This window comes from Mesorhizobium sp. WSM4807 (genome assembly GCF_055811615.1).
This window is the reverse complement of record NZ_JBVVQY010000013.1, coordinates 100,260-123,086: the sequence shown is the minus strand read 5'-3', so window position 1 is coordinate 123,086 and position 22,827 is coordinate 100,260. Positions and strand designations below refer to the sequence as shown.

Here is a 22,827-nt window from a genome sequence, read left to right as displayed (position 1 = left end):
GTCGGAAAGCCCAATAATCTGAAGCAAACGCCCAGCCGCGCAGCCCCGCGACGAGCTGGCGATGGAACACTCATCAAAGGAGACACTCATGACCCGCAAAGCATTCTGGCTTTCGGCGACCTCGGCATTTCTGACGCTTTTCACCCTCGGCGCTCATGCCCAGGACCGCGTCGTCAATGTCTATAACTGGTCGGATTACATCGACAGCTCGATTATCGAGGATTTCACCAAGGAAACGGGCATCAAGGTCACCTACGACACCTTCGATTCCAACGAGCTCCTGGAGACGAAACTGCTTGCCGGCGGCAGCGGCTACGACGTCGTCGTGCCGACCGCCAATTTCCTCGCACGCCAGATCCAGGCAGGTGTGTTCCAGAAGCTCGACAAGTCGAAGCTGCCCAACATTTCCAACATGTGGGACGTCGTTTCGGAGCGCACAGCCAAGTACGATCCCGGCAACGAATATTCGATCAACTACATGTGGGGCACGGTCGGCCTCGGCTATAACATCAAGAAGGTGCAGGAAGCGCTCGGCACCGACAAGATCGATAGCTGGGACGTGTTCTTCAACCCGGAAAAGCTGGCCAAGCTGAAGGATTGCGGCGTCTATGTCCTCGACTCTCCGAGCGACATCCTCCCGAACGCCTTCAAATATCTGGGTATCGATCCCGAGACCACGTCGCTGGACGATTTCGCCAAGGCGGAAGAACTGATGCTGAAGATCAGGCCTTACATCCGCAAGTTCCACTCGTCGGAATACATCAACGCCCTGGCCAATGGCGACATCTGCCTGGCCGTCGGCTGGTCGGGCGACGTGTTCCAGGCGCGCGACCGTGCGACGGAGGCAAATCAGGGCGTCGAGATCGGCTATTCCGTGCCGAAGGAAGGTGCCGAAATGTGGTTTGACCAGATGGCGATCCCGGCCGACGCGCCGCATGTCGCCGAGGCGCATGAATTCCTGAATTACATGATGAAGCCGGAGGTGATCGCCAAGTCGAGCAACTACGTCTTCTACGCCAACGGCAACAAGGCGTCGCAGCAGTTCATCAACAAGGAGATACTCGAGGATCCGGCGATCTACCCGGACGAGGCGACGCTGGCGAAGCTGTTCACCATCGCCCCCTACGATTCCAAGACCCAGCGCGTCGTCACCCGCACCTGGACCAAGATCGTCACCGGGCAGTAAGCGACAATCAACGACCCCGGCAGGTGCTGCCGGGGTCAAATCTTCTGGGGATAGGACGCAGGACGGAGTGGGATATGAAATCGCTTGGCAGCATCCGCAGGGATTTCGCGCCGTGGAACGACCCGAACGCCAAGCCATACATCCAGTTCGACAAGGTCACCAAGAAGTTCGGTGACTTCACCGCCGTCAACAATTTGTCGCTGACCATATTCGAGCGCGAGTTTTTTGCCCTGCTCGGGGCGTCGGGCTGTGGAAAATCGACGCTTTTGCGGATGCTCGCCGGATTCGAGGAGCCGACCGCCGGCCGCATCCTGCTCGATGGTCAGGATCTGCGCGGCATCCCGCCATACCGGCGGCCGGTCAACATGATGTTCCAGTCCTATGCGCTGTTCCCACATATGACGGTCGAGAACAACATCGCCTTCGGCCTCAAGCAGGACGGCATGCCGAAGCCCGAGATCGCGGCGCGCGTTGGAGAGATGCTGAAGCTGGTCAAGCTCGAGCAGTTCGCCAAGCGCAAGCCGCACCAACTGTCCGGCGGCCAGCGCCAGCGCGTCGCGCTTGCCCGCTCGGTCGCCAAGCGGCCGAAGGTGCTGCTGCTCGACGAGCCTCTGGGCGCGCTGGACAAGAAGCTGCGCGAGGAAACACAGTTCGAGCTGATGGACCTGCAGCAGTCACTCGGCCTCACCTTCGTCGTCGTCACCCACGACCAGGAAGAGGCGATGACCATGGCCGACCGTATCGCCATCATCGACAAGGGCGAGGTGATGCAGGTAGCGACGCCGGCGGAAGTCTACGAGGCGCCGGGCTCCCGTTTCGTCGCCGGCTTTGTCGGCAACGTCAACATGTTCGAAGGCAAGATTGCGCATGGCGAGGCCGGCGCGGCAAGCATCGATGCGGGCAACGGCATCACCATCCGGGCCGAGAATGCCGGCGATGCCGCCACCGGCGCGGCCGTCGCCTTCGCCATCAGGCCGGAGAAGATCAAGATATCCTCGACGAGACCGGCGGGCGCTGTCAACGCCATCGAAGGCGAGGTCTACGATATCGCCTATCTCGGCGACATGACCGTCTATCACGTCAGGCTGGACGACGGCCACGTGGTGCGGGCCAGCACGATGAACGCGGCCCGCATCACCGAGGATCCGCTGAGCTGGAACGACCGTGCCTGGGTGTCGTTCAGGCCGGACGCCGGCGTCGTGCTGACGCGATAGAGGCGGTCATGTCGAATGCCGCTGTCACCGCTGCAACAAGCTCTCGGGCCGCCGACGCGGGCAAATCCGCCCTGGCCAGACTGGGCGAGGCCTTCGTTGGCCGCCTTGTCATCATCATCCCCTATCTCTGGCTGGTCTTCTTCTTCCTCATTCCGTTCGTCATCGTCTTCAAGATTTCGCTGTCGCAGACGGCGATCGCTATACCGCCCTACACGCCGGTACTTGGCTTCGGGGATGGGCTTTCCGGTTTTTTTGCTCAGCTGAAACAGCTCAGCATCGATAACTACACATGGCTGACGCAGGACGCGCTCTACGTCAACGCCTATGTGACGAGCGTCGTTGTCGCCGCCATTTCGACGGTGCTGACATTGCTTGTCGGCTACCCGATCGCCTATGGCATGGCCCGCGCGCCGGCGATGCTGCGCCCGACTTTGCTGATGCTGGTGATCCTGCCGTTCTGGACCTCGTTCCTGATCCGCGTCTACGCCTGGATCGGCATCCTCAAGCCCGAGGGGCTGCTCAACCAGCTGCTGCTCGCCACCGGCGTCATCAGCCAGCCGCTGATCATCCTCAACACCTACACGGCAATCTTCATCGGCATCGTCTATTCCTATCTGCCGTTCATGGTGCTGCCGCTTTATTCCGCCCTCGAGAAAATGGATTATTCGCTGATCGAGGCGGCCAAGGACCTCGGTTGCCCGCCGACCAGCGCCTTCTGGAAGATCACCTTTCCGCTGTCGCTGCCTGGCGTCATCGCCGGCTGCCTGCTGGTGTTTATTCCCGCCGTCGGCGAGTTCGTCATTCCCGACCTGCTCGGCGGCTCGCAGACGCTGATGATCGGCAAGACGCTGTGGAACGAGTTCTTCGCCAATCGCGACTGGCCGGTGTCGTCGGCCGTCGCCGTCATCCTGCTGTTGCTGCTGATCGTGCCGATCATGCTCTTCCAGCGGGCCCAGGCCCGCGCCCAGGAGCAGGACAAATGAACCCGACTTGGAGCCGCTTCAATATCACTTCGATCGTGCTCGGCTTTGCCTTTCTTTACCTGCCGATCGTCCTGCTCGTCGTCTTCTCCTTCAACGAGTCGAAACTGGTCACTGTCTGGGGCGGCTTCTCGACCAAATGGTACGTCTCGCTGTTCCACAACCGGGGCCTCATGGACGCCACCTGGGTAACGGCCCGCGTCGCCGTCATCTCGGCCACCGTGGCGACCGTGCTCGGCACGCTGGCAGCTCTCACCTTGACCCGCTACACGCGCTTCAAGGGCCGGACGCTGTTTTCCGGCATGGTGTTTGCGCCGCTGGTCATGCCGGAAGTCATCACCGGCCTGTCGCTGCTGCTGCTCTTCGTCGCCGTCGGTCTCGACCGCGGCTTTCTCACCGTCACGCTTGCCCATATCACCCTGACCATGTGCTTCGTCGCCGTCGTCGTGCAGTCGCGCTTGATCACGTTCGACCGCTCGCTGGAAGAGGCCGCGATGGATCTTGGCGCGCCGCCGGTGAAGACCTTCTTCCAGATCACGCTGCCGGTCATCATGCCGGCGATCGTGTCTGGCTGGATGCTGGCGTTCACATTGTCGCTCGACGACCTGGTCATCGCCAGCTTCACCTCAGGGCCCGGCGCCACCACGCTGCCGATGAAGATCTACAGCCAGGTTCGTCTCGGTGTGACGCCGGAGATCAACGCCGCCTGCACCATCCTGATCGCGGTCGTGGCGGTCGGCGTCATCATCGCTTCGCTCGCCAACAAGCGTCGCGAGGTGCAGCGCCAGCGGGACGAGCAGGCCGCGCAGCGTGGGTGAAAAGCCGGCAGGAAGCACTCCTGACGACGACCGCGGCAGCCTCGCTGCCTACTTTCCGGAAACCCCGCGGCTTATCGGCGAAATGAACGGCGTGCTCCACGTTCCGCCGACGAAGAACGAAGACTGGTTGGGACCCTGGTTATTTGTCTGCGTGGCTGGCTGGTCCGCCTGAATGATGCCGCCGGACAGCGCCAGCCCGCGCCCGGCGTAGGAGGCGATGCCGGAAAGCCAGATCTTGTACTTCGCCGAATTCGCTTCGGCCTTGTCGATCTTCGCTACACCGTTCGAGATGCTCGCCTTGAGTTCTGCCCCGTCGATCGGCAGCGTTCCGTCGGAGATATCGTCGAGCGCGAAGAACCCGCCCTGTTCGTTGTGCTTGAGAAACGCCGGCAGGTTGAACCGGCTCAACGCGCCCTGGCCGAATTTCGCCGAAACCGAGCCGTCGGCGTTTTCGAAAATGGAATCCCAGGTTCTGCCCGGCCCCTTGAGGATGACCGAAACGGTTCCCGTGCCGATCGGCACCAGTCGCGTCATTCCGGCTGCGGTGCCAAAAGCGCCGCCGTCGATGTCGGAGGCGAGCAGCCTGATCTCGACCTGCGTGCCTCCCGGCTTGCGGTCGAAACGAAGACTGCTCTGGATGTTGCCGCCAAAGGCCGATGCATCGGAAATATCGAAGACGGCAAGACCGTTCTTGACCTGGGCGGCGGCAGCGACGTCGGCAAGCTGGATAGCGCCTGCGGTGGCCTGAGCTGCCGACAGTCTGAGATCGAGATCGATCCGGTCGGCGACGCTTATGTCGATTTCGCCGGGGCCAACGCCGCTCGTAGGCGCCAGGGGTGTGAAGGCGGAGAGAAAGGACCGCAAGTCGAGCGTCTCGAAGGCGAGCGTACCGGCGATCACCGGCCGCGCCTCGCCAAAGGAGAAGTCCAGCGCACCCATTCCCGGATTGTCGTCCAGAGCGATCTCGGTGTTTTCGAATTTAATGCGGCCGGAGGTCGCCGTAACCTTGCTGGAAACGGAAACCGAGCCGATTGCCGCGCCCGGCGCGATGCCGGCCCGCGACCATTCGAGCACGCGCCTGAGCGAGGGTGCGGCAAATTTCGCCTGGCCGTCGAAATAGGCGTTCTCGGACATGCTGGCGACGCCGTCGAAGGAAAAACTGGCAGGGGGTGCCTTGAAGGAAAGCGTCATCGGCGCCGCACCACCCCCAAACAGCACCAGCGGGTTCGACGATGCGGCATCCACAGCGACGCTTTCGCCACGCCAGATCCCGGTCGCCGACAGCGTCGCATTGCTGTTCATTGCACCCCAGTTCGCCTGTCCGCTCAGGCTGCTCAGTATCTCAGCGTCCTTGCCATCGACGGAGGTCACCACGCGGCCGTTCCTGAACTCTACGGTGCCGAATGGATCAGCCGGCAGCTTGCTCAGGTCCGGCTTGGCCGGATTGGCACTGACCACGGCGCGAGCGATGTCGATGGAACGCGTGATGCGTCCGCCTGAAGGCAGGGCAGGCAGGAAAAATCCATGTGCTGCGCGTTGAACCCTGATCGTCGGCCGGATCAGCCGCGCCGTCGAGAACACCACATCGCCCTGCAACGCCGCCATGGCGGAGAGATTGACCTCGACCCGTTCGGCTTCGATCACAGGCGGCGCGTCGCTCTCTGTCCATTGCGAAAGCGTCACGTCGGACAGGATGGCCCGGAAATTCGGCCAGACCTCGATCCGCGGGGCCCCGTCGATGTTGACCCTGAAACCGCTCCATGCACTCATTTCCCAGGCGATGCGGTCGCGCACGATGCGGGTCGAGGCGACCAGCGGAAGGGCGGCAACGGCCAGCGCGATGACGAGCACGGCAACGCCGATCGCCCATATTCCGCGCCGGATCAAAGGTGATGACATGTCGCCCCGTATGCTTCCGTTCCGACAAGAATCGCCCGACGGGTGTAACCCACGGCTGACGCATTTCAAGTCTTTATGGCCCAGCGATGGCATTTGCGCACATCCACGTCGCTCGGCCGAACAAAATCTTGCTCTGCTGCGCCGCGATATGCATAAGCGATGCCAATGCATGTCGCCAAAATCGTCTTGGGATAACGCACACATAAAAACAAAAGTCTAAAGCGCGTCGCGTGAATCTCTTCAAACGTGACGTGCTTCAAGGAGGAACGATCATGGCCGGCGACGTACCGCTCTGGGCACCGACGAAAGACCAGGTCGACGCCGCGCCGATGACTGCCTTCATGCAGGCCGCCGCGGCCGCAACCGGCAAGGTTTTTTCCTCCTACGCCGATCTACATCGTTGGTCGATCGACGATCGCGAGGCATTCTGGAGCCTGGTCTGGGATTTTTGCGGGATCGTGGGCGACAAGGGCGCCAGTGGCGGGATCAGTGGCGGCGGGCGCGTGCTTGTCGATGGCGAGAAAATGCCCGGCGCCGCCTTCTTTCCCGACGCGAAGCTGAACTTCGCCGAGAACCTGTTGAAGAAAACCGGGCTCGCTGATGCCATCGTCTTTCGCGGCGAGGACAAGGTCGAGCGCCGGCTCTCCTGGAATGAGCTGCATGCGCTGACCTCGCGGCTGCAGCAGCTTTTCCTGTCGCTCGGGGTGAAACAGGGCGACCGCATCGCCGCCATGATGCCCAACATGCCGGAGACGGTCGCGGCCATGCTGGCGACAGTCTCGATCGGCGCCGTCTGGTCGTCCTGTTCTCCCGATTTCGGCGAACAGGGCGTGCTGGACCGGTTCGGTCAGATCGAGCCTGTCGTTTTCATCGCGCCCGACGGTTACTGGTATAATGGCAAGGCGATCGAGGTCGCCGACAAGATCGCGGCGGTTGCCGCAAAGCTTCCCACCGTCGGCAAGATCCTGATCGTCGACTATCTCGGCACGTCGACCGATGTGGCGGCGACCATAGAGAAGGCGACTGCGCTGGACGAGGCGCTCTCATCCTTTGCCGCCAAGCTCGTAACCTTCGAACGGTTGCCGTTCGCGCATCCGCTCTACATCCTGTTTTCTTCCGGAACGACCGGCATCCCCAAATGCATCGTCCATTCGGCCGGCGGAACGCTGATCCAGCATGTCAAGGAAGAACGGTTCCACGCCGGCCTGCTCGACGGCGACCGCTTCTTTTATTTCACCACCTGCGGCTGGATGATGTGGAACTGGCTGGTGTCCGGCCTGGCATCGGGTGCAACCCTTCTGCTTTATGACGGGTCGCCCTTCTATCCCGACGGCAACGTGCTGTTCGATTTTGCCGACGCCGAGAAGATGACCTATTTCGGCACCTCGGCCAAATTCATCGATTCCGTGCGCAAGGCCGGCCTCAGACCGATCAAAACGCATGATCTTTCCAGCGTGCGCACGATCTCCTCCACCGGCTCGCCACTGTCGCCCGAGGACTTCCGCTTCGTCTATGACGGCATCAAGACGGACGTGCATCTCGCCTCGATCTCCGGCGGCACTGACATCGTCTCCTGCTTCGTGCTCGGCGTGCCGACCGAACCGGTATGGACCGGAGAGATACAGGGGCCTGGTCTCGGCCTCGCCGTCGATGTCTGGGACGACGACGGCCACCCGCTCAGGCAGGAGAAGGGTGAACTCGTCTGCACCAAGGCGTTTCCGGCGATGCCGATCGGCTTCTGGAACGATCCCGAAGGCAAGAAATACCACGCAGCCTATTTCGAGCGCTTCGACAATGTCTGGTGTCACGGCGACTTCGCCGAATGGACCGCTCATGGCGGCCTGATCATCCACGGCCGCTCCGACGCGGCGCTCAACCCGGGCGGGGTGCGGATCGGCACGGCGGAGATCTACAATCAGGTCGAGCAGATGCCGGAAATCCTGGAAGCGCTGTGCATCGGCCAGGATTTCGACAACGACGTGCGCGTTGTGCTGTTCGTGCGGCTGGCTCCGGGCGTTGAACTCGACGCCGAGCTGCAAAAACGCATTCGCGCGAAAATCCGCAGCGGCGCGAGCCCCCGCCACGTGCCGGCTAAAATCGTCGCCGTCGCCGACATTCCACGCACCAAATCGGGCAAGATCACCGAACTCGCGGTGCGCGACATGGTGCATGGCCGCGCTGTCAAGAACAAGGAGGCGCTGGCCAATCCCGAAGCGCTCGAGCTGTTCCGCGACCTGCCGGAACTGGCCGATTAGTTCCTCGAAGTGAGCGAGTTTGACAGGTTGCAGGTCTGTTTTGTGGCCATGATTTCATGGTTCGTTGAGTGAACCATCGCAAACGTTCGAGATTGGCCGAAGCTCCTCAACTTCGTCATCCCTGGGCGTAGCAGGAGCGAAGCTCCGTCGCGGAGACCCCAGGATGACGAAGCGATGGACGCTTCAACTAATCTCCAAGACATGAGAACCGTCACGCGTTCAAACGGCAGCCGAGCATGGTTAACGAAATATCTCGCTCGAATTTACCTAGATTTCATGAGTGGTACACATTGGTAAATTTTTCGCGGCGCCGGTAAGGTTTTGTTAAGGCCCGGCATCGATAGTCGTGCGTAACTTGAGGGAGAAATCCCGTTCCTCTAAATCCCCAGAGGATCTGAATTCGCTCAAGCCCCCGTTGTAACAGCAATCCAATCATTCAAGGCGTCCTGTTGGACGCCTTTCTTTTTAACTAATCCGCGAGCACGCGGGTCGACGGGAAAGCGACTTCGACCAGGGTGCCCTCGCCGGGGGTCGAGTTGATGGTGAACCGGGCCCGGTTCGCCTCGACCATGGCCTTGGTCAGCGGCAGCCCGAGGCCGGTGCCGTCGCCGCGCCCACGCTTCAGCGCGTTGATCTGTTTGAACGGCTTGAGTGCCTGCTCGATCTCGGACTGGCTCATGCCGATGCCGGTGTCGCGCACGCGCATCACGACGTCGCCGGAGATCTCGTAAGCTGTCGATACGATCACCTGGCCGCCGGCCTGCGTGTAGCGGATGGCATTCGACAGGATGTTCAGCGCGATCTGGCGCACGCTGCGCAGATCGGCCACCACTTCCGGCAGCCGTGAGGCGAAGCTGGAGCGGATGATGACACGTTCGCGGTTGGCTTGCGGCTGCATCATCGCCACTGTCTCGGCCAGCGTGTCGTTGAGCGACACCGCCTCATAGGCCATCTCCTGCTGGCCGGCCTCGATCTTCGAAATGTCGAGCAGGTCGTTGACCAAGTCGAGCACATGGTTGCCCGACCGGTTGATGTCGCGCAGATAGTCGCGGTAGCGGTCATTGGCGACCGGCCCGAATTTCTCGTCGACCATCAGCTCGGAAAACCCGATGATGGCGTTGAGCGGGGTGCGGATCTCGTGGCTGATGCGGGCGAGGAAGTCGGTCTTTTGCGAGGAGGCGCGCTCGGCCACAGCGCGCGCCTGGGTCAGGTCCTCTTCGGCCCGCTTCCATTGGGTGATGTCGCGCACCACCGCGCAGAAGCCGCTGTCGTTGGGCAGGCTGCCGATGGTCATGAACAGCGGAATGAAGCGCCCCTGCGCCTCGCGTCCGATCACCTCGCGGCCGTCGTTGAGCACACTCGCCACGCCGGGCTCGGACAGTCCGTCGAGATAGTCTCGCGCGGCGCGCTGGCTTTCGATCGCGAACAGCGAGACGAAGGGCTTGCCGGCCACCTCGTCGCTGTCGAAACCGAACAGCGCTTCCGCCGGGCGGCTGATCGAGCGGATCGTTCCGTCTCGGCTGATCAGCACGACGCCGTCGGTCGCGGTGTCGATGATGGTCCGCATCTCGGCGATGCGTGCCTTGAGTTCGGAAGTGTCCGGCTGCGTCTTGTCGTCGGCGGCGCCATGCGGAATGGCTGCCTCGTCGTCGCCGGAACGGCGCACGACCAGCATCAGCGCCTTGCCTCCACGCCACGGCACTGAACGCAGAATGGCCTCGATCGGGAACTCCTGACCGTCATGCGTCTTCAACCGCAATGCGTGATCGGTTCCGTCGGAGGCGCTGCCGTCGTAAGGATCGGCAAACAGCGCGCCGAGGCCACCGGCATCCTCCAGATCGTCGAGCGTGTCATAGCCGGTCAGGCTGAGGAATTCCTCATTCGCATAGTGAAGATCGTCGCCGGAATGGATGAGCAGCGGCACCGGCAGCTTGCCGAGGATCGAGATATCCGGAGCCTTGTTGTCATCTGCGGTCGAAAAAGCCGATGGCACGAAGCCTTCGAGCTTGAGCGGCGGCGCCGGCAGGCGTGGCGGTTCGATCGGCGTCGGCTCCACGTCGCCGGCATCGCCGATGTCATCGGTTGACGAACGGGCTTCGTCGTCATCGGGCCGCGCCCAATCCTCGTTGTCTTCTGCGTCACGGAAATCGGCAGCCGTCATGCTGTCATCGTCTTCGGCGGCGGTCGATCGACCACTCGTGTCGGTGGGTTCGACCACCTCTTGCGCCGCCTTGTCCGGCTCCGAAACCGGCGCACCGTCGCTGTTGTCGGCGACATAGTCCCGGTCGGCGTAATCGAGCAGCGAGCCTGAGCTGCCGGACACGGTTGCTTCCGGCTGCTCGCCGTCGAGCCTTGCGACATCGTTCTCGTCTTCGACATCGGTTTCGGTCGGTTCCGCCGCAGCCGGTATTGCAGCATCGGGCTGTTCGGTCGGGGGATTGTCCTTCTTGAGCCGCTCGCCGATCTCACGGAATGCACTGCGTTCCAGCGTCGACAGGCCTTTGTCGTTGGCCGGCTGCCTGTGCTCGGCCAAACGGATCACCTTGTCGGCAAAGCGCCGCTCCGGCTTCGGCACGATGGTCAGCGCCGGCACCTCGCCCTGGAACGGGTCGGTTTCGTCAGGCATTTCGGCGACTTCCGGTTCGACGGCTGCGGTGGCCTCGGCATTGGGGACAAGCGCCATACCGATCGCTTCGGGATCGACCACTGCATCGCTGGTGCGAGCAACGCCGAAGCCGCGAAAACCCTCGAAGGCACGGCTGCGGCCGTAGACAGGCAGCGCCGCCAGGTCGACGGGTATCTTGAAATCGGTGCCGGCAACCGGCCACAGCACCGAGCGGCCGGACCAGGTGTCGCGTCGGTCGAGCAGGCCGGCGATCTCGCCGGACGCATCGAGGTCGAAGGTGGCCGCGACGTCCCTGAAGCGCCGGCCAATCACATCGGCGGCAGGCTTGCCGACGAGTTCCGCGAATTCCGGCGACAGCGCACTGAACCTGCCTTCGGCGTCGGTTCGCCAGACGAAACGCAGGGGCGGCGCCGCGCGGTCGATCGAGGGGATGGCACGCTCAGTCGGGGAGGCGGCCCTGATGGCATCCTGTGCGGAACTTTCCGCCGAAGCATCCGCCTCGACATGTCCGGACGCATCCGGTCCCGGCTTTTGCGCCTCATCCTCGCTGGCGCTGAAATACCAATGGTCATGCTGAGGAGGCATTCCGCCGGCTGCTTCCGGACCCTGCTCGGTCGAATCAGGCTCGGTTGAATCAGGTCCTGTCGAATCGGGCCGGGCCGAATCGGGCCCGATGGAATCGGGAACGTCATGCTCCGCCGACACCGATGTGTCTTCGCCGGCTGCCGGGACTATCTCTGCCGCATCCGTCTTCGCGACTGCTGCCGGCGCATTGTCCTGTTCTGCCTTTGGCCGGACTGCGGCAACGGCCGCCGCGGCCCCGGTTGCGGTTTCCATCCCCGCGCTGCGCTCGCCAGCAGAGGCTTCTTCGGAGTCAAGCCGGTCCTCGTCGATCACCACCAGCAGGTGCCGCTCGTCCGTCAGCCGGGCGAGGCCGGCCGGATAGGAAGTGGTGCCGCCTGGAACGAGGCGTTTGACGATGCGGTCGCTCTCGTGCGCCACATCGGCCACAAGCGCTGCCAGCGTTTCGGGCAAGATGCCGAGCGCCGAAAAACCATCGGAAGCGGCCTCGATGTTGCCCTTGGCGTCGACGAAGGCGATGTAATGACCGTCTTCGGTAAAGCCGCTGATGGCCCGAGCGGCGATCTCGGCGGCGCTGCGCGAGCCGGTCTGCGCCGCCGGCACCGCCAGCATAATCGCGTTCTCGCCGTCAGGCATTGTCACCGCGCTGGCCAGAAAGCCAACCGCGCGGCTGGTCAGGCCGGTTGCCAGCCGCACCGTGATGGCGCGGTCGCGGCCGATCTGTGGAAAACCGCTTGTCGCCATGATCTGGCGCCTGGCGATCAGCGGCAAGCCTGTCGAGGCGCCGATGATGGCCTCGATGTCGGGATAGCCGAACACCGCTGCCCCTGGTCCGTTTGCCCAGATCACCTGTTCGAGGTCTGCCGACAGAAGCGCGATCGCGTCGCCGGCGGCAAAGCGCTTGCGGACCGCGTCGAGCACGGCGACGTCGAGGAAGGAGTAGTTTTCGGACGGCATGCGCTTTGGGAGCCCTCACACAGCGGCAGTTTGCGGTTAACGCTTTGTTAATAAAAGCCGACGGCGCGAAGGTCCACAAGCCATAGCGTGCAACCGCCGGAATCTCTGGCCTCGTGGTTAACGCTGGGAGAGAAATTCTATGGTGCGCTGCAACAAAGATATTGCAATGCACAAAATTTGCCTTTATATTGCCATCATACATGAACGAGACGGCTTTCTGTCGAAGCCGCTGCCACTGCAAAGGATGGAAAATGTCCAAGACCAAGACCGCTGAAAACGTCGAATTCCCGAGCTTCGACGCTTCCAAGGCCACCGACCAGATCCGCGCTTTCGCCGAAAAGGGCGTCGAGCAGTCGAAAGAGGCCTATACCAAGCTGAAGACCGGCGCCGAAGAGACCCAGAAGGCTCTGGAGTCGACCTTTGAGACCGCCAAGACCGTTTCCAACGACCTGTCGCTCAAGACCATCGCCGCTCTGCGCGCCAATACCGAAGCCGGCTTTTCGCATTTCGAAGCGCTGATCGGCGCCAAGTCGCTGTCGGAAGTCGTCGAGCTGCAGACCGCATTCCTGCGCAAGCGCGTCGAGATGACCGTCGAGCAGGCAAAGGATTTCCAGGCCGTCGCCTCCAAGGCGGCCGAGGACGTCTCCAAGCCGATCAAGTCCGCCTTCGAGAAGGCGATGAGTGAAATTAAGGCCGCCTAATATTTGCGCATATTTCGAAGATGCAACAAAAGGTCGCATTTCTTCGAAGAGGATTATGTGAGATATAGTGGTCAAGCGAATACCCGGCGGGTGGAACCTCCTCCCTCTGCTCTCCGGGGTGACCAGCCAGCACCTCCTCCCGCTGGCTCGTAACAGGAAAAGGTCGGCACCTCCTCCCGCCGGCCTTTTTCTTTGCCCGGCGAAAGGTGACGATCTTTGCCTACAGCAAAGGACGCTGTAGAGCTTTGGATTTTGCGCATGATCCTTTCCGAAAATCGATTCTGATTTTCGGGTCATGCGCGGCCAAAAGCCTTGAATTAAACTCCGATAGCCCGTATGGACGCATCGCCGAACGACAGAGCGGGTCCTGGAGAATGAACGGTCCATTCGATCCCGCTCGGGCAATCGTGCCGTTGTAGCTCAGATGGTTAGAGCGCCGGATTGTGGATCCGGAGGTCGCTGGTTCGATCCCAGCCAACGGTACCATCAATTTCCTCAATAAACTCAATGCGTTGTGTAGACGACCAATTGTCGCTTGCAGGCATTTTGTGTCGCGTCATGTTGCAAACCGCTACCGTTGATTTCCAAGGGTTCCCTGTCACACTCGGCAGGTCCACGTGACATGGGCGCGAGATAGAGAGGGGAAACTGAATGTGGAAGGAGATCGAGATCAAAACCGGCGCGAAGACCGCCGAGATTTGGAAAACAATCCAGGACGGCTTTGAAACGATCTTTATAGCGGCTGGCGGTCCAGAGGACGCCGCAATGTATTTCAACTCACGAATTCCCGGCAATGACGTGTGCCCGGCTTGACCCACTGCGTTGCCGGCCACGTCTTCATGGCCTGTGGCGGCGGGCCTGGGTGTTCCTACCCGCGTCCAGTTCTGGCGCACTGCCTAAAACTCGTATCCAAATCGCTCTATGTCAGTCCTGTAGATAGTCCACACCATGTTCCTTGTCTCGGGCGTGTAGTAGTTGCGGTAGTCGGCCTTTCGAATTGACTTCTTGCTATGCGGCAAAGCGAGGTTTGCTAACCCGATTCTCTCGGAAACGTGGGTGAATTCCTCACGGATCTGCTCAAAGCGCCCGACGTGATCAACTAGCAAGCTTCCATCATGGTCATCAATGAACAGGTGTTGTGCCCGCCATTGAGGATGATCGACGCGTTGGATAGCCGTCAGATACGAGCGGAAAGACATAAAGCGGGTCAGACCAAGGATTTTGCGCAAATCACGGCGCCAAGTCTTGGTGTAGAGAAACTGTGAAACGGCTTTGTCCCATGGGTTTCTGACGAGGGAAAACTTGAACATACGATCAAAAGTCTCCGCCCCTATCTCTGACCGGATTTGGGCGGCGGTAAGATGATGCAGGCCTTCTTTCTGGTGACGGTTTAGTTCTGGATTCTTCCAATATTGGTCAGCCGTTCGGCTTACCCGATCCGGCCAAATGGCATCTTCGATACTGGTGCCACCATTCTTCGGTATGTGAATAAACAAGCAGCCCAATTCTCGGCTCAGCATTTTTCCCGCCCCTCGATCCCACCGCGATCGATAGCATCGAAGACACTAAATTAGAAGTGGTGCATGACATGGCCTATAGTTCGCCCCAGCCAGCACAGCGCCTCCTCTTCGATCGTCATGATGCTGGACGTTTACAGCCACCTGTTCCCAAGGGGCGACGATGGCGAGCAGATGGCGGCTGCGGAAAAGCTCTTCGGCTGAACGCAACACAAATGCAACATGCCGTAAAAAAACTCCAACGAAATCAACAGATGCTCTCGGATTGTGGATCCGGAGGTCGCTGGTTCGATCCCAGCCAACGGTACCATCGCTTTATTTGCTAAATCACTGAATTGTTGGGCGGCCGCGCTGCCTATCTGTCAGCCGCAATCGTCGCCTGCAGCCATTGCGTGATGGCATCGAACGCGATCGGTTTGGTCGTGTCGACGTCAAACAGCGGTCCGCGCCGCAGCGGCTCGGCGCGGTTGGCCAGTTCGATCAGTTCGGGGATGTAGGCCGCGCCGGGATGGCCGGCGGGACGCTGGTCGAGCCGTGCGCGATAGCGCTCGGCCAGAACCCCGCTGGGAGCATGACACCAGATTTCGGCGGTCTGCTCGACGCCGGCCCTTCGCAGATGATCCTCGAGCACCTGGCGCGGCTGGAAGCCGAACCAGGCGTCGACGACAAGTATGCTGCCCGCCGGAGCCTCGCCGACGACCGACCAGATGGCTTGGTAACTGGCGCGGCCGAGCGTGCGGTTGAATTCGCGATCGCCGCCGCCGAGCACTTCGAGGAACGGGTTCTTGATCGTATCGAGCGCGAGCAATGGCCAACCCATGCGCTCGGCGATGCCGCGCGAGACGGTGCTTTTGCCGCTGGCGGGTATGCCGTTGACGAGCACGGCGCGCCGGCTGGGCACGGCGCGCCGGCCGGGCACGGCAAGCCGGCCGGGGTTGAGCCGGGCAGATGGCAAGGACACGGGCGCGACTGCCGCCATCGTCGCGAGCGCTTGCAGACCGGCGCCGATGACGCCGGCATCGTCGCCAAGTTGCGCCGCTTCGACCGGGCATTGGTACCACGGAGCCAGGGCGGGAGCCCTGGCAAGCGCCCGATGGGCCGCCAGGCCAAGTCCGCCGCCGAGCAGGACCAGGTCGGGATCGAACATGGCCACGGTCGTATCGATTGCCGCACGCAGCGGTCCGGCCCAGGCTTCAAGTACGCCGCGCGCCAACGGATCGCCGCCCGCATCCCGGGCAAAAAGCTGATCGACCGAAACATCCCGACCGAGGCCTGCCCGCGCGATGTGACGGCCAAGCGCGGTGCCGGAGCTGGTGGTTTCAACGCAGCCGCGCCGGCCGCAGACGCACGCTTCGCCTGATATGTCGACCGTGATATGGCCGAGCTGCCCCGCCGTCCCCTTGCCGCGGACGATCCGCCGGTCTTGGATCACGGCACCGCCAATGCCGGTCCCGATCGTGAACATGACGATGCTTTCATGGCCCCTGGCGGCGCCGAGAGCCATTTCCGCGATCAGTGCCATGTTGCAATCATTGTCGATCACCACGGGCTTGCCCGCCAGGCTTTCCAGTCGTTGCGCCAGGGAGATCGAGGCAAGGTTGACATAGCCTCCGGACAAGACCGCGCCAAGCCGCGCATCGACGCGTCCGGGGACGCCGATGCCGATGGCGGCAACTTCGGGGGAATCAAGCCGGCGCACCATTTCGGCGATCCGGGAGAGCACGAACTCGGGGTCCGGCGCGCTCTTCTCGGAAATACGATCGAGGATTTCGCCCGTGCCGGAAATGCGGGCGGCGCGCAGATTGGTGCCGCCGATATCGATTCCGATGGCCATCGAACTAAGAGGCATGACGTCCTGTCATGTACTAAGCGGCTTTCTGCCGGTAGTTTCCGATCACCGCCTGAAGCTCGCGCAATCTCGACACTGCGATGGTCTTAAGCCTTTCCCGCTGAATGTCACGGTCAAGCGAGATGCAGTCCTTCCACAGCGACCGGCCGGCGATCACGCCTGACGCGCCGTTCCTCATCGCGATCTCGACCTGGCCCAGGAACGTTGCGTGGTTTACGCCGGCGGAGAGGACCGCCCATGGCACCTCGCCAGCCATGCTGCTGATCCTGGCGCAGGCTTCCGGCGTTCCGGGATAAGGAAGCTTGAGCACCTTTGCCCCGCATTCCAGCGAAATCCGGGTGCCCTCTTCGACGAGCCAGGGGACCTTGGCCGTATAGTCTTCAATGCTTTCCCCTTCGAGCTGATAGGTCAGGAACTCGACGACGAGCAGGAGGTCCTCTTGCGCGAAGTCGGCGATGCATTGGCGCAGAATGGCGACATTGTGCTCATTCGCCTCAGGCCTGTCGGCCCTGAGGTAGACCATGATCTTGCCGCCGGTGCCGCCGACCTCGCGGACGCGGCGCGCGCCGATGCCAGGAGCGAGGCGCGACAGGCGGTAACCGGCGGGCGAGACGTCGAAGCCCGAGGCATCGAGGCCGATGAGCAGAGCCGTATCGCGGTTCAGCACCCCTTCATCGACAACCCGCGGCACCGCGCAGAGCGGGTCGAGCAGCACGCAGGACGCCTGGCTGGCGAGGTATCGCGTGATGTCCGACTTGGTGTCGCCGAGCATGTCGTTGGTGATCTTGGCCTGTTCTGCAGGGTCCGCCGCAAGCAAGGTTCGCATGCCGCCACGCTGGTCACAGGCGATGGCCATGATGGCCCCGTCTTGGCCGCATATCTGCTGGTACCCGCGCAACTCTGCGGTCGTCATCTTTGTCATGGTCTTCTGTCCGATGTTGGCGCGCCCATTCACCAGGGCGCAGATCCGTGGAACAAGAAAGGTTTAGTTCTTACCTGCCTGTCGGCAGGAGAATTTGCCGCTTTGATGCGCTATCGAACCGAGAAATTTGCCCCTGGCCCGCAATTTGCCGTGGAAACGAGCCCACGTTGCGAGTCAGCCGAATTTGCGCGATAACTGCCATCGGTCGAGGTCTGTAACACATTGCTGAAAGGAATTGCAAGCTGGCTGTCCCTCCCGCACAAGATGCGGCCGCATCGCGGACGATGCTGCATACGGTCGCCAAACTGCACTATGAGGCTGACATGTCGCAGGTCGATATCGCGCGGCGGCTTGGTGTCTCCACCGCGACCATATCGCGTCTCCTGCAGCGGGCGAGAGCAGAGGGCATCGTGCGGATCGAGGTTCTCGATCTTGCAACGCCCGAAGGCATCACCACGCAATTGGTCGAGGGACTCCAACTTCGCGACGCGGCGGTCATCGAAACGCCGGCGGCCGGTGCGCTGACGGCCCTCGCTGCGCCGCTCGGCGCCTTGCTCAAGCAGTCGGAACTGACGGCCGGCTCCGTGGTCGCCATTGGCTGGGGGCGAGCCATTCGCGAGGTGATCCAGGCAGGCCTGCCTCGCATTCCCGGCGTTCTTACCGTCGCTGCCACCGGCGGTATGCAGCAGCAGGCGCCGCATTTTCAGATCAACGAGTTTGTGCGGCTCGCCGCCGAAGAGTTGGGCGGGACGCCGCATTTCATCCATGCGCCCTATCTGCCGTCCTCCGAATTGCGTGAGGTCTTCCTCGGCGATGCGGCCATCCGCGACAGCGTCGCGCTTTGGGACCGGACCGACGTTGCGATCGTCGGCATCGGCCTGCCCCATGCCATCAATCCGCCCGAAGCGAGTGCGGCCACGCTGAGCGAGCAGGCCCTGTTTCATGCGGCTGGAGACGTTATCCGTCATTACTTCGACGCCGAAGGTACGCTCATCCCGTGGGAGGGGGAGGGCCGGATGATCGCAATGTCGCCGGCCCAGCTTCGAGCCGTCCCCCTGTCGATCGGCGTTGCCGCCTCGCCGGAGAAGGCGATGGCCATCATCGGTGCCGTCCGCGCCGGGCTTATCAACGCGCTGGTTACAGACACGAAGACGGCCCAGGCCATCCTCGAGGCTCTCCTGCCCCGATAATGGTGGGCACCCCGATGTGTGACATCGGCACAGCTGATCGATCCCAAACTGATTGACACCAAACGCGGATCACGAGCCCGCCGCCGCGAAATCATCAGTTGTGTCGTCAAAGAGTTGGGGCAATAGTCTGCGTGAGGGGCTCTGCGGAGCAGACAGATGGTGTCCGGTTTGAAAGCGTTTCGATCCCGGAAATACCTTGTTGCAATTTCTTTCAGCAAAGTGTTACAACCTTGCGGCTAGGCAAGCATGCGCGCCGAGCGGCGCTGTTCCCTGCACCTTGCGGAGGCTAGGAACGGGACTGCGCATCAGGCTGGTCGGTTTCGACTGGCTGACCTAACGACTGGGGGGCGCTCGGGAGGAAAGCTGCCCATAACAGCAAGCAGGCGAAAGCTGTTTCTCGCCGCCAGCACTTTACATAGCCGGAACGAATTGACGGCCATTTCAATGTCGATCGCAACCGCAAATCTGCCAACACCATGAGGAGGATGCTATGAAGAAGATTGTTGCCGCCCTGGCGGCTCTCGCCATCGGCGCAACGGCGCTGGTCACGCCGGCGTTGGCGCAGGACAAAAAGTTCACCATTGCGCTTATTCCGGGTCTTACCACCGACGGCTTTTATATCACCATGCGCAAGGGCGCCCAGGCGGCAGCCGATGCCCTTGGTGTGACCCTGGTTTTCCAGGGCGCCCCGGATTTCAATCCGGTAACGCAAGTCCCCGTGCTTGACGCGGTCATCGCCAAGAAGCCGGACGCCATCCTGATCGCGCCGACCGACAAGGTTCAATTGGTCGAGCCGCTCCGCAAGGCCAATGATGCCGGCATTCCGGTGATCACCGTCGACACTTTCATCGGCAGCGGCGTCTACCAGACCGGCGCCGGCGAGGCGGATTTCCCACTGTCCTATATCGCTTCGGACAATATTCTGGGCGGCGAGATCGCCGCGCGGGCATTGGCCAAGGCCATAGGCGACAAGGGCAAGGTCTACGTTTCGAACGTCAAGCCTGGCATTTCGACCACCGACCAGCGTGAAGAGGGCTTCAAGAAGGAGATGGCGGCCAACCATCCCGGCATCACCGTTCTCGAAACCCAGTTCAACGACAACGACGCCAACAAGGCCGCCTCGCAGCTGCAGGCTGTGTTCGCGCGCAATCCCGATCTCGTTGGCGTGTTCGGTGCAAATCTGTTCTCGGCGCTCGGCGCGGCGAATGGCGTCCAGCAGGCCGGGCAGACCGGCACCGTCAAGGTCGTGGCGTTCGACGCGCCGACCAGCATTGTCGACAACATCAACACTGGCCTTGTCGACGTGGCGATTGCCCAGCATCCCGCGGAAATCGGTTATTTCGGCGTCATGTCGGCCTATGCCCATCTGACCGGCCAGTCGATCCCGGTTGCGGTCGGCACCGGCTTTACGATCATGGACAAGGCCAACATCGCCGACCCGAACATCTCGAAGTACCTCTATTCCGAATAAGTCCAGCAGGTCTCCTTCCGGCCTGCCGGAAGGAGACCTGCGCCGGGTCCCTTTGACCCTGTTTGACGGAGGCCGCGCTGCGGATCGGAACCATTCATGACTTCAACATCGCCAATCGAAACGCAGGTCGCTCCTCAGGCGGATCACGGTGACCCGGCCAGGAGTTGGCTCGCACGCGTCGCCGAAGGACGCGCCTGGCTGTTCCTCGCCGCCCTGATCATCTGTTTCGAGGTCTGGTCGAGGCTCTCCTTCGGCGCGACCTTCGTGCTCAACCCGTTCAACGTGCAGTCCATTGCGATATTTGCCGTGGCGCCGCTGCTGCTGGCGACTGGGCAGACCTTCGTCATCATTTCGGGAGGCATCGACCTTTCGCTGGGCTTTATCATGGGTCTCGCGGCCGTGGTTGCGGCCCACGCCACGAATATGGCTGGCGTCGCTATGCCGGTGCCTCTGGCCATGACGTTGGGCATTCTGGCGGCCGTGATCGTCGCCGGAGTACCTGGCGTCATCAACGGCTTGCTGATCTCGCGGCTTCGAATTCCACCCTTCATCGGCACGCTTGGCATGTTTGGCGTGGCGCGTGGCGCTGCGTTCCTGCTGGCCGGCGGCACGACGGTGCCGGTCCAGAATTCCTGGTTCGCGCTGCTTGGTAACGGCAGGTTCTACGGTGTGCCTTATCTCGTCATCATTGCCGCCGTCTTTGTCGTCGTGATGCACTACATCCTGAGCCAGACCCGGTTTGGCCAGCACAACTACGCCATCGGCGCCAATGTGCAGGCGGCGCGTCGCGCCGGCATCGACATCAGGGGCCACATCCTGCGCCTCTACGTGCTTTCGGCGATGTGCGCCGGCCTCGGGGGCGCGCTCTATGCAGCGCGCTTCACCGCGGGCGCCGCCCAGGCCGGCGAACCCTTGCTGCTCGACAGTGTCGCAGCCGTGGTGATCGGCGGCGCCAGCCTGTTCGGTGGCTCCGGCACCATCTTCGGGACGGTCGCCGGCGCCTTGGTGATCGCGGTCATTCAATACGGGCTGGTTTTCGTCAATGTCGAGCCGTTCTGGCAGTTCATCGCCGTCGGCCTCGTCATCATTATCTCCGTCCTTATCGACCAGGCGCAGCGCCGGTTCAGTGGAGCTCGCCAGGATGAATAGTTCCGAACAAACCACCCACCTTCTCGAAGTCCGACACCTTTCCAAGCATTTCGGTGCGGTGCAGGCGCTGAACGATTTCTCCATGGCCGTGCGGCCGGGCGAAGTGGTGGCGCTGGCGGGCGACAACGGCGCCGGCAAGACGACGCTGATCAAGGCGATATCGGGCGTCTTTCAGCCGACCGGCGGTGAAATTCTGCTGAGAGGGCAGCCGGTGACGTTCGCGACGCCGCAGGAGGCGCGCGAAAAAGGCATCGAGACCATTTACCAGGATCTCGCTCTCGCCGACAATTTGTCCATCGGCGCCAATATATTCCTCGGCCGTGAACCCATGCGCAAGGCCTTCGGTTTCTTGCCGGTGCTCGATCGCAAGGCCATGGCCGTCGCCGCCAAGCAGACCATGGGACGGCTGGACTTCCATGTCAGCCGGCTCGACGCCCCGGTCAGCAATTTCTCCGGCGGTCAACGGCAGGCCGTTGCCATCGGCCGGGCCGTCTATTGGGACGCGCAGATCCTGATCATGGACGAACCGACCGCGGCTCTTGGCGTCCCGGAGCAGCGCAAGGTCATTTCGCTCATCCACCAGCTCAAGGCGCAAGGCCGGGGCGTGATCTTCATCTCGCACAATCTGCAGGATATTTTCGCCGTTTCCGATCGCATCGTCGTGCTGCGCCGGGGCGTTCAGGCCGGCGAGCGCAAGATCTCGGAGACCAACCATGACGAAGTCGTCAAGCTGATGGTTGGCGGCTAATGCATGTCGCCCAAAAGCTTGCCCTCGGGCTTGACCCGAGGGTGCGCCGCGGGTTTGGAACAACGACATGCATAAAAACAAGAATTTAAAGCGCGTCGCATGAAATCCCTTCAGACGCGACGCGCTTTAGGCCGAACCTTTCGATTGCTGAAACAACGCACTTCCCGAGGGGATCAGCTTCCCGGGTGGCGAGCCGGCCAATGCGGCAATGTCTCCGGCGAGAAGCGACTGCGACAGGATCGCTGGCACAGCTACCGCGCCTAAAGCGCGTCGCATTTGACCGGCCTCACGCGACGCGCTTTAGGTTGTTGTTTTATGCATGTCGTTATCGCAAAACCGCTGCACACTTTGCGCGACATGCATTAGCTGCTCAGCATCTCAATGCGTCCGCCCGATTTCCGGCGAAATATGTTCGCCCCCGACGATGACAAAATGCCATCCAGATATGCTCGGCGCGGCGGAAAGAAGCAGGATGGCGAACAGAGTCGACATTGCCTGAGGATGTCACTATATAGCGGCGGCTTTGGCAGCGTATCCTAGGATCGCGCAGCGAATGGCGCCGCAAACGTGCCACGTATGTGACATCTATTGTCATACAAATTGACTGGATTACCAGAAAAAAGCAAGTAGAAACAATGGCGTGATCCGGGACATGATCCCAGCCAACGGTGCCAGTCTCCTCAAGAAAATAGAATCTCCTCAAGAATTAGAATGTGCTCCTTGAACCTTCGATTTCCGTCAGCCCTGTGGAGCTTGGGCAAGA

The 22,827-nt window shown here is 61.7% G+C and carries 17 protein-coding genes and 1 tRNA gene; 13 read left to right on the top strand and 5 right to left on the bottom strand.

The annotated features are described in order from the left end of the window. Positions 1–88: 88 nt before the first annotated feature. From AC0L3N_RS18610 to AC0L3N_RS18595, 4 genes are all read left to right on the top strand, one after another. Positions 89–1,186 carry a polyamine ABC transporter substrate-binding protein gene (locus tag AC0L3N_RS18610; RefSeq protein ID WP_258122033.1) on the top strand — a complete coding sequence of 366 codons (1,098 nt, stop codon included), beginning with the start codon at positions 89–91 and terminating at the stop codon, positions 1,184–1,186. 74 nt (positions 1,187–1,260) lie between these two features. After that, the gene (locus AC0L3N_RS18605; protein WP_473487168.1) at positions 1,261–2,400 is read left to right on the top strand and encodes an ABC transporter ATP-binding protein; all 1,140 of its coding nucleotides are present in this window, start codon (positions 1,261–1,263) and stop codon (positions 2,398–2,400) included. A gap of 8 nt (positions 2,401–2,408) precedes the next feature. Beyond that, positions 2,409–3,383 (top strand): ABC transporter permease subunit, encoded by a 975-nt coding sequence (locus tag AC0L3N_RS18600; RefSeq protein ID WP_473528113.1) that lies wholly within the window; start codon positions 2,409–2,411, stop codon positions 3,381–3,383. Continuing rightward, positions 3,380–4,198, top strand: coding sequence for an ABC transporter permease (locus AC0L3N_RS18595; RefSeq protein ID WP_473487166.1), 819 nt, complete (start codon positions 3,380–3,382; stop codon positions 4,196–4,198). Before AC0L3N_RS18600 ends, AC0L3N_RS18595 begins: the two co-directional genes overlap by 4 nt. A gap of 48 nt (positions 4,199–4,246) precedes the next feature. On the opposite strand, the gene AC0L3N_RS18590 is transcribed toward AC0L3N_RS18595, so the two are convergent. Further along, complete coding sequence (locus AC0L3N_RS18590; RefSeq protein ID WP_123146706.1) at positions 4,247–6,097, bottom strand: AsmA family protein; 1,851 nt, start codon at positions 6,095–6,097, stop codon at positions 4,247–4,249. A gap of 272 nt (positions 6,098–6,369) precedes the next feature. Here AC0L3N_RS18590 and AC0L3N_RS18585 point away from each other — a divergent pair, with 272 nt between their 5' ends. Beyond that, positions 6,370–8,352, top strand: coding sequence for an acetoacetate--CoA ligase (locus AC0L3N_RS18585; RefSeq protein ID WP_473548976.1), 1,983 nt, complete (start codon positions 6,370–6,372; stop codon positions 8,350–8,352). A gap of 469 nt (positions 8,353–8,821) precedes the next feature. Here AC0L3N_RS18585 and AC0L3N_RS18580 read toward each other — a convergent pair whose 3' ends face one another. After that, entirely contained in the window at positions 8,822–12,517 is a 3,696-nt protein-coding gene (locus AC0L3N_RS18580) for a PAS domain S-box protein (protein ID WP_473548975.1), read from the bottom strand. Between the two features lie 251 nt (positions 12,518–12,768). On the opposite strand from AC0L3N_RS18580, the gene AC0L3N_RS18575 reads away from it, so the two are divergent. From AC0L3N_RS18575 to AC0L3N_RS18565, 3 genes are all read left to right on the top strand, one after another. Beyond that, entirely contained in the window at positions 12,769–13,218 is a 450-nt protein-coding gene (locus AC0L3N_RS18575; RefSeq protein ID WP_123146709.1) for a phasin, read from the top strand. A gap of 409 nt (positions 13,219–13,627) precedes the next feature. Further along, positions 13,628–13,704, top strand: a tRNA-His gene (locus AC0L3N_RS18570). 165 nt (positions 13,705–13,869) lie between these two features. After that, positions 13,870–14,031 carry a hypothetical protein gene (locus AC0L3N_RS18565; protein ID WP_165848440.1) on the top strand — a complete coding sequence of 54 codons (162 nt, stop codon included), beginning with the start codon at positions 13,870–13,872 and terminating at the stop codon, positions 14,029–14,031. 83 nt (positions 14,032–14,114) lie between these two features. Here the strand turns inward: AC0L3N_RS18565 and AC0L3N_RS18560 are convergent, their stop codons facing one another. Next, entirely contained in the window at positions 14,115–14,738 is a 624-nt protein-coding gene (locus AC0L3N_RS18560; RefSeq protein ID WP_123146710.1) for a sulfotransferase family 2 domain-containing protein, read from the bottom strand. Positions 14,739–14,801: 63 nt separating this feature from the next. Here AC0L3N_RS18560 and AC0L3N_RS18555 point away from each other — a divergent pair, with 63 nt between their 5' ends. Next, positions 14,802–14,939: a hypothetical protein gene (locus tag AC0L3N_RS18555; protein ID WP_473548973.1), complete on the top strand. Its 138-nt coding sequence runs from the start codon at positions 14,802–14,804 to the stop codon at positions 14,937–14,939. Between the two features lie 151 nt (positions 14,940–15,090). On the opposite strand, the gene AC0L3N_RS18550 is transcribed toward AC0L3N_RS18555, so the two are convergent. Together AC0L3N_RS18550 and AC0L3N_RS18545 are read right to left on the bottom strand one after the other, a co-directional pair. Continuing rightward, complete coding sequence (locus tag AC0L3N_RS18550) at positions 15,091–16,584, bottom strand: ROK family protein (RefSeq protein ID WP_473548972.1); 1,494 nt, start codon at positions 16,582–16,584, stop codon at positions 15,091–15,093. A 16-nt stretch (positions 16,585–16,600) separates the two neighbouring features. Continuing rightward, positions 16,601–17,506 (bottom strand): tagatose-bisphosphate aldolase, encoded by a 906-nt coding sequence (locus AC0L3N_RS18545; protein ID WP_473548971.1) that lies wholly within the window; start codon positions 17,504–17,506, stop codon positions 16,601–16,603. 284 nt (positions 17,507–17,790) lie between these two features. Between AC0L3N_RS18545 and AC0L3N_RS18540 the strand changes: the two genes are divergently transcribed. From AC0L3N_RS18540 to AC0L3N_RS18525, 4 genes are all read left to right on the top strand, one after another. After that, positions 17,791–18,696, top strand: coding sequence for a sugar-binding transcriptional regulator (locus AC0L3N_RS18540; protein ID WP_473548970.1), 906 nt, complete (start codon positions 17,791–17,793; stop codon positions 18,694–18,696). A gap of 490 nt (positions 18,697–19,186) precedes the next feature. Beyond that, positions 19,187–20,167 carry an ABC transporter substrate-binding protein gene (locus AC0L3N_RS18535; protein ID WP_473548969.1) on the top strand — a complete coding sequence of 327 codons (981 nt, stop codon included), beginning with the start codon at positions 19,187–19,189 and terminating at the stop codon, positions 20,165–20,167. A 96-nt stretch (positions 20,168–20,263) separates the two neighbouring features. Then, the gene (locus AC0L3N_RS18530) at positions 20,264–21,316 is read left to right on the top strand and encodes an ABC transporter permease subunit (RefSeq protein ID WP_473548968.1); all 1,053 of its coding nucleotides are present in this window, start codon (positions 20,264–20,266) and stop codon (positions 21,314–21,316) included. Then, entirely contained in the window at positions 21,309–22,064 is a 756-nt protein-coding gene (locus AC0L3N_RS18525; protein ID WP_473548966.1) for an ATP-binding cassette domain-containing protein, read from the top strand. Before AC0L3N_RS18530 ends, AC0L3N_RS18525 begins: the two co-directional genes overlap by 8 nt. Positions 22,065–22,827 lie beyond the last annotated feature (763 nt).

What these genes read in the sequence shown, in the direction of transcription:
- AC0L3N_RS18610 (WP_258122033.1), top strand. Translation starts at nt 89, where the DNA reads ATGACCCGCAAAGCATTCTGGCTTTCGGCGACCTCGGCATTTCTGACG.
- AC0L3N_RS18605 (WP_473487168.1), top strand. Translation starts at nt 1,261, where the DNA reads ATGAAATCGCTTGGCAGCATCCGCAGGGATTTCGCGCCGTGGAACGAC.
- AC0L3N_RS18600 (WP_473528113.1), top strand. Translation starts at nt 2,409, where the DNA reads ATGTCGAATGCCGCTGTCACCGCTGCAACAAGCTCTCGGGCCGCCGAC.
- AC0L3N_RS18595 (WP_473487166.1), top strand. Translation starts at nt 3,380, where the DNA reads ATGAACCCGACTTGGAGCCGCTTCAATATCACTTCGATCGTGCTCGGC.
- AC0L3N_RS18590 (WP_123146706.1), bottom strand. Translation starts at nt 6,097, where the DNA reads ATGTCATCACCTTTGATCCGGCGCGGAATATGGGCGATCGGCGTTGCC.
- AC0L3N_RS18585 (WP_473548976.1), top strand. Translation starts at nt 6,370, where the DNA reads ATGGCCGGCGACGTACCGCTCTGGGCACCGACGAAAGACCAGGTCGAC.
- AC0L3N_RS18580 (WP_473548975.1), bottom strand. Translation starts at nt 12,517, where the DNA reads ATGCCGTCCGAAAACTACTCCTTCCTCGACGTCGCCGTGCTCGACGCG.
- AC0L3N_RS18575 (WP_123146709.1), top strand. Translation starts at nt 12,769, where the DNA reads ATGTCCAAGACCAAGACCGCTGAAAACGTCGAATTCCCGAGCTTCGAC.
- AC0L3N_RS18565 (WP_165848440.1), top strand. Translation starts at nt 13,870, where the DNA reads ATGTGGAAGGAGATCGAGATCAAAACCGGCGCGAAGACCGCCGAGATT.
- AC0L3N_RS18560 (WP_123146710.1), bottom strand. Translation starts at nt 14,738, where the DNA reads ATGCTGAGCCGAGAATTGGGCTGCTTGTTTATTCACATACCGAAGAAT.
- AC0L3N_RS18555 (WP_473548973.1), top strand. Translation starts at nt 14,802, where the DNA reads ATGACATGGCCTATAGTTCGCCCCAGCCAGCACAGCGCCTCCTCTTCG.
- AC0L3N_RS18550 (WP_473548972.1), bottom strand. Translation starts at nt 16,584, where the DNA reads ATGCCTCTTAGTTCGATGGCCATCGGAATCGATATCGGCGGCACCAAT.
- AC0L3N_RS18545 (WP_473548971.1), bottom strand. Translation starts at nt 17,506, where the DNA reads ATGACAAAGATGACGACCGCAGAGTTGCGCGGGTACCAGCAGATATGC.
- AC0L3N_RS18540 (WP_473548970.1), top strand. Translation starts at nt 17,791, where the DNA reads ATGCTGCATACGGTCGCCAAACTGCACTATGAGGCTGACATGTCGCAG.
- AC0L3N_RS18535 (WP_473548969.1), top strand. Translation starts at nt 19,187, where the DNA reads ATGAAGAAGATTGTTGCCGCCCTGGCGGCTCTCGCCATCGGCGCAACG.
- AC0L3N_RS18530 (WP_473548968.1), top strand. Translation starts at nt 20,264, where the DNA reads ATGACTTCAACATCGCCAATCGAAACGCAGGTCGCTCCTCAGGCGGAT.
- AC0L3N_RS18525 (WP_473548966.1), top strand. Translation starts at nt 21,309, where the DNA reads ATGAATAGTTCCGAACAAACCACCCACCTTCTCGAAGTCCGACACCTT.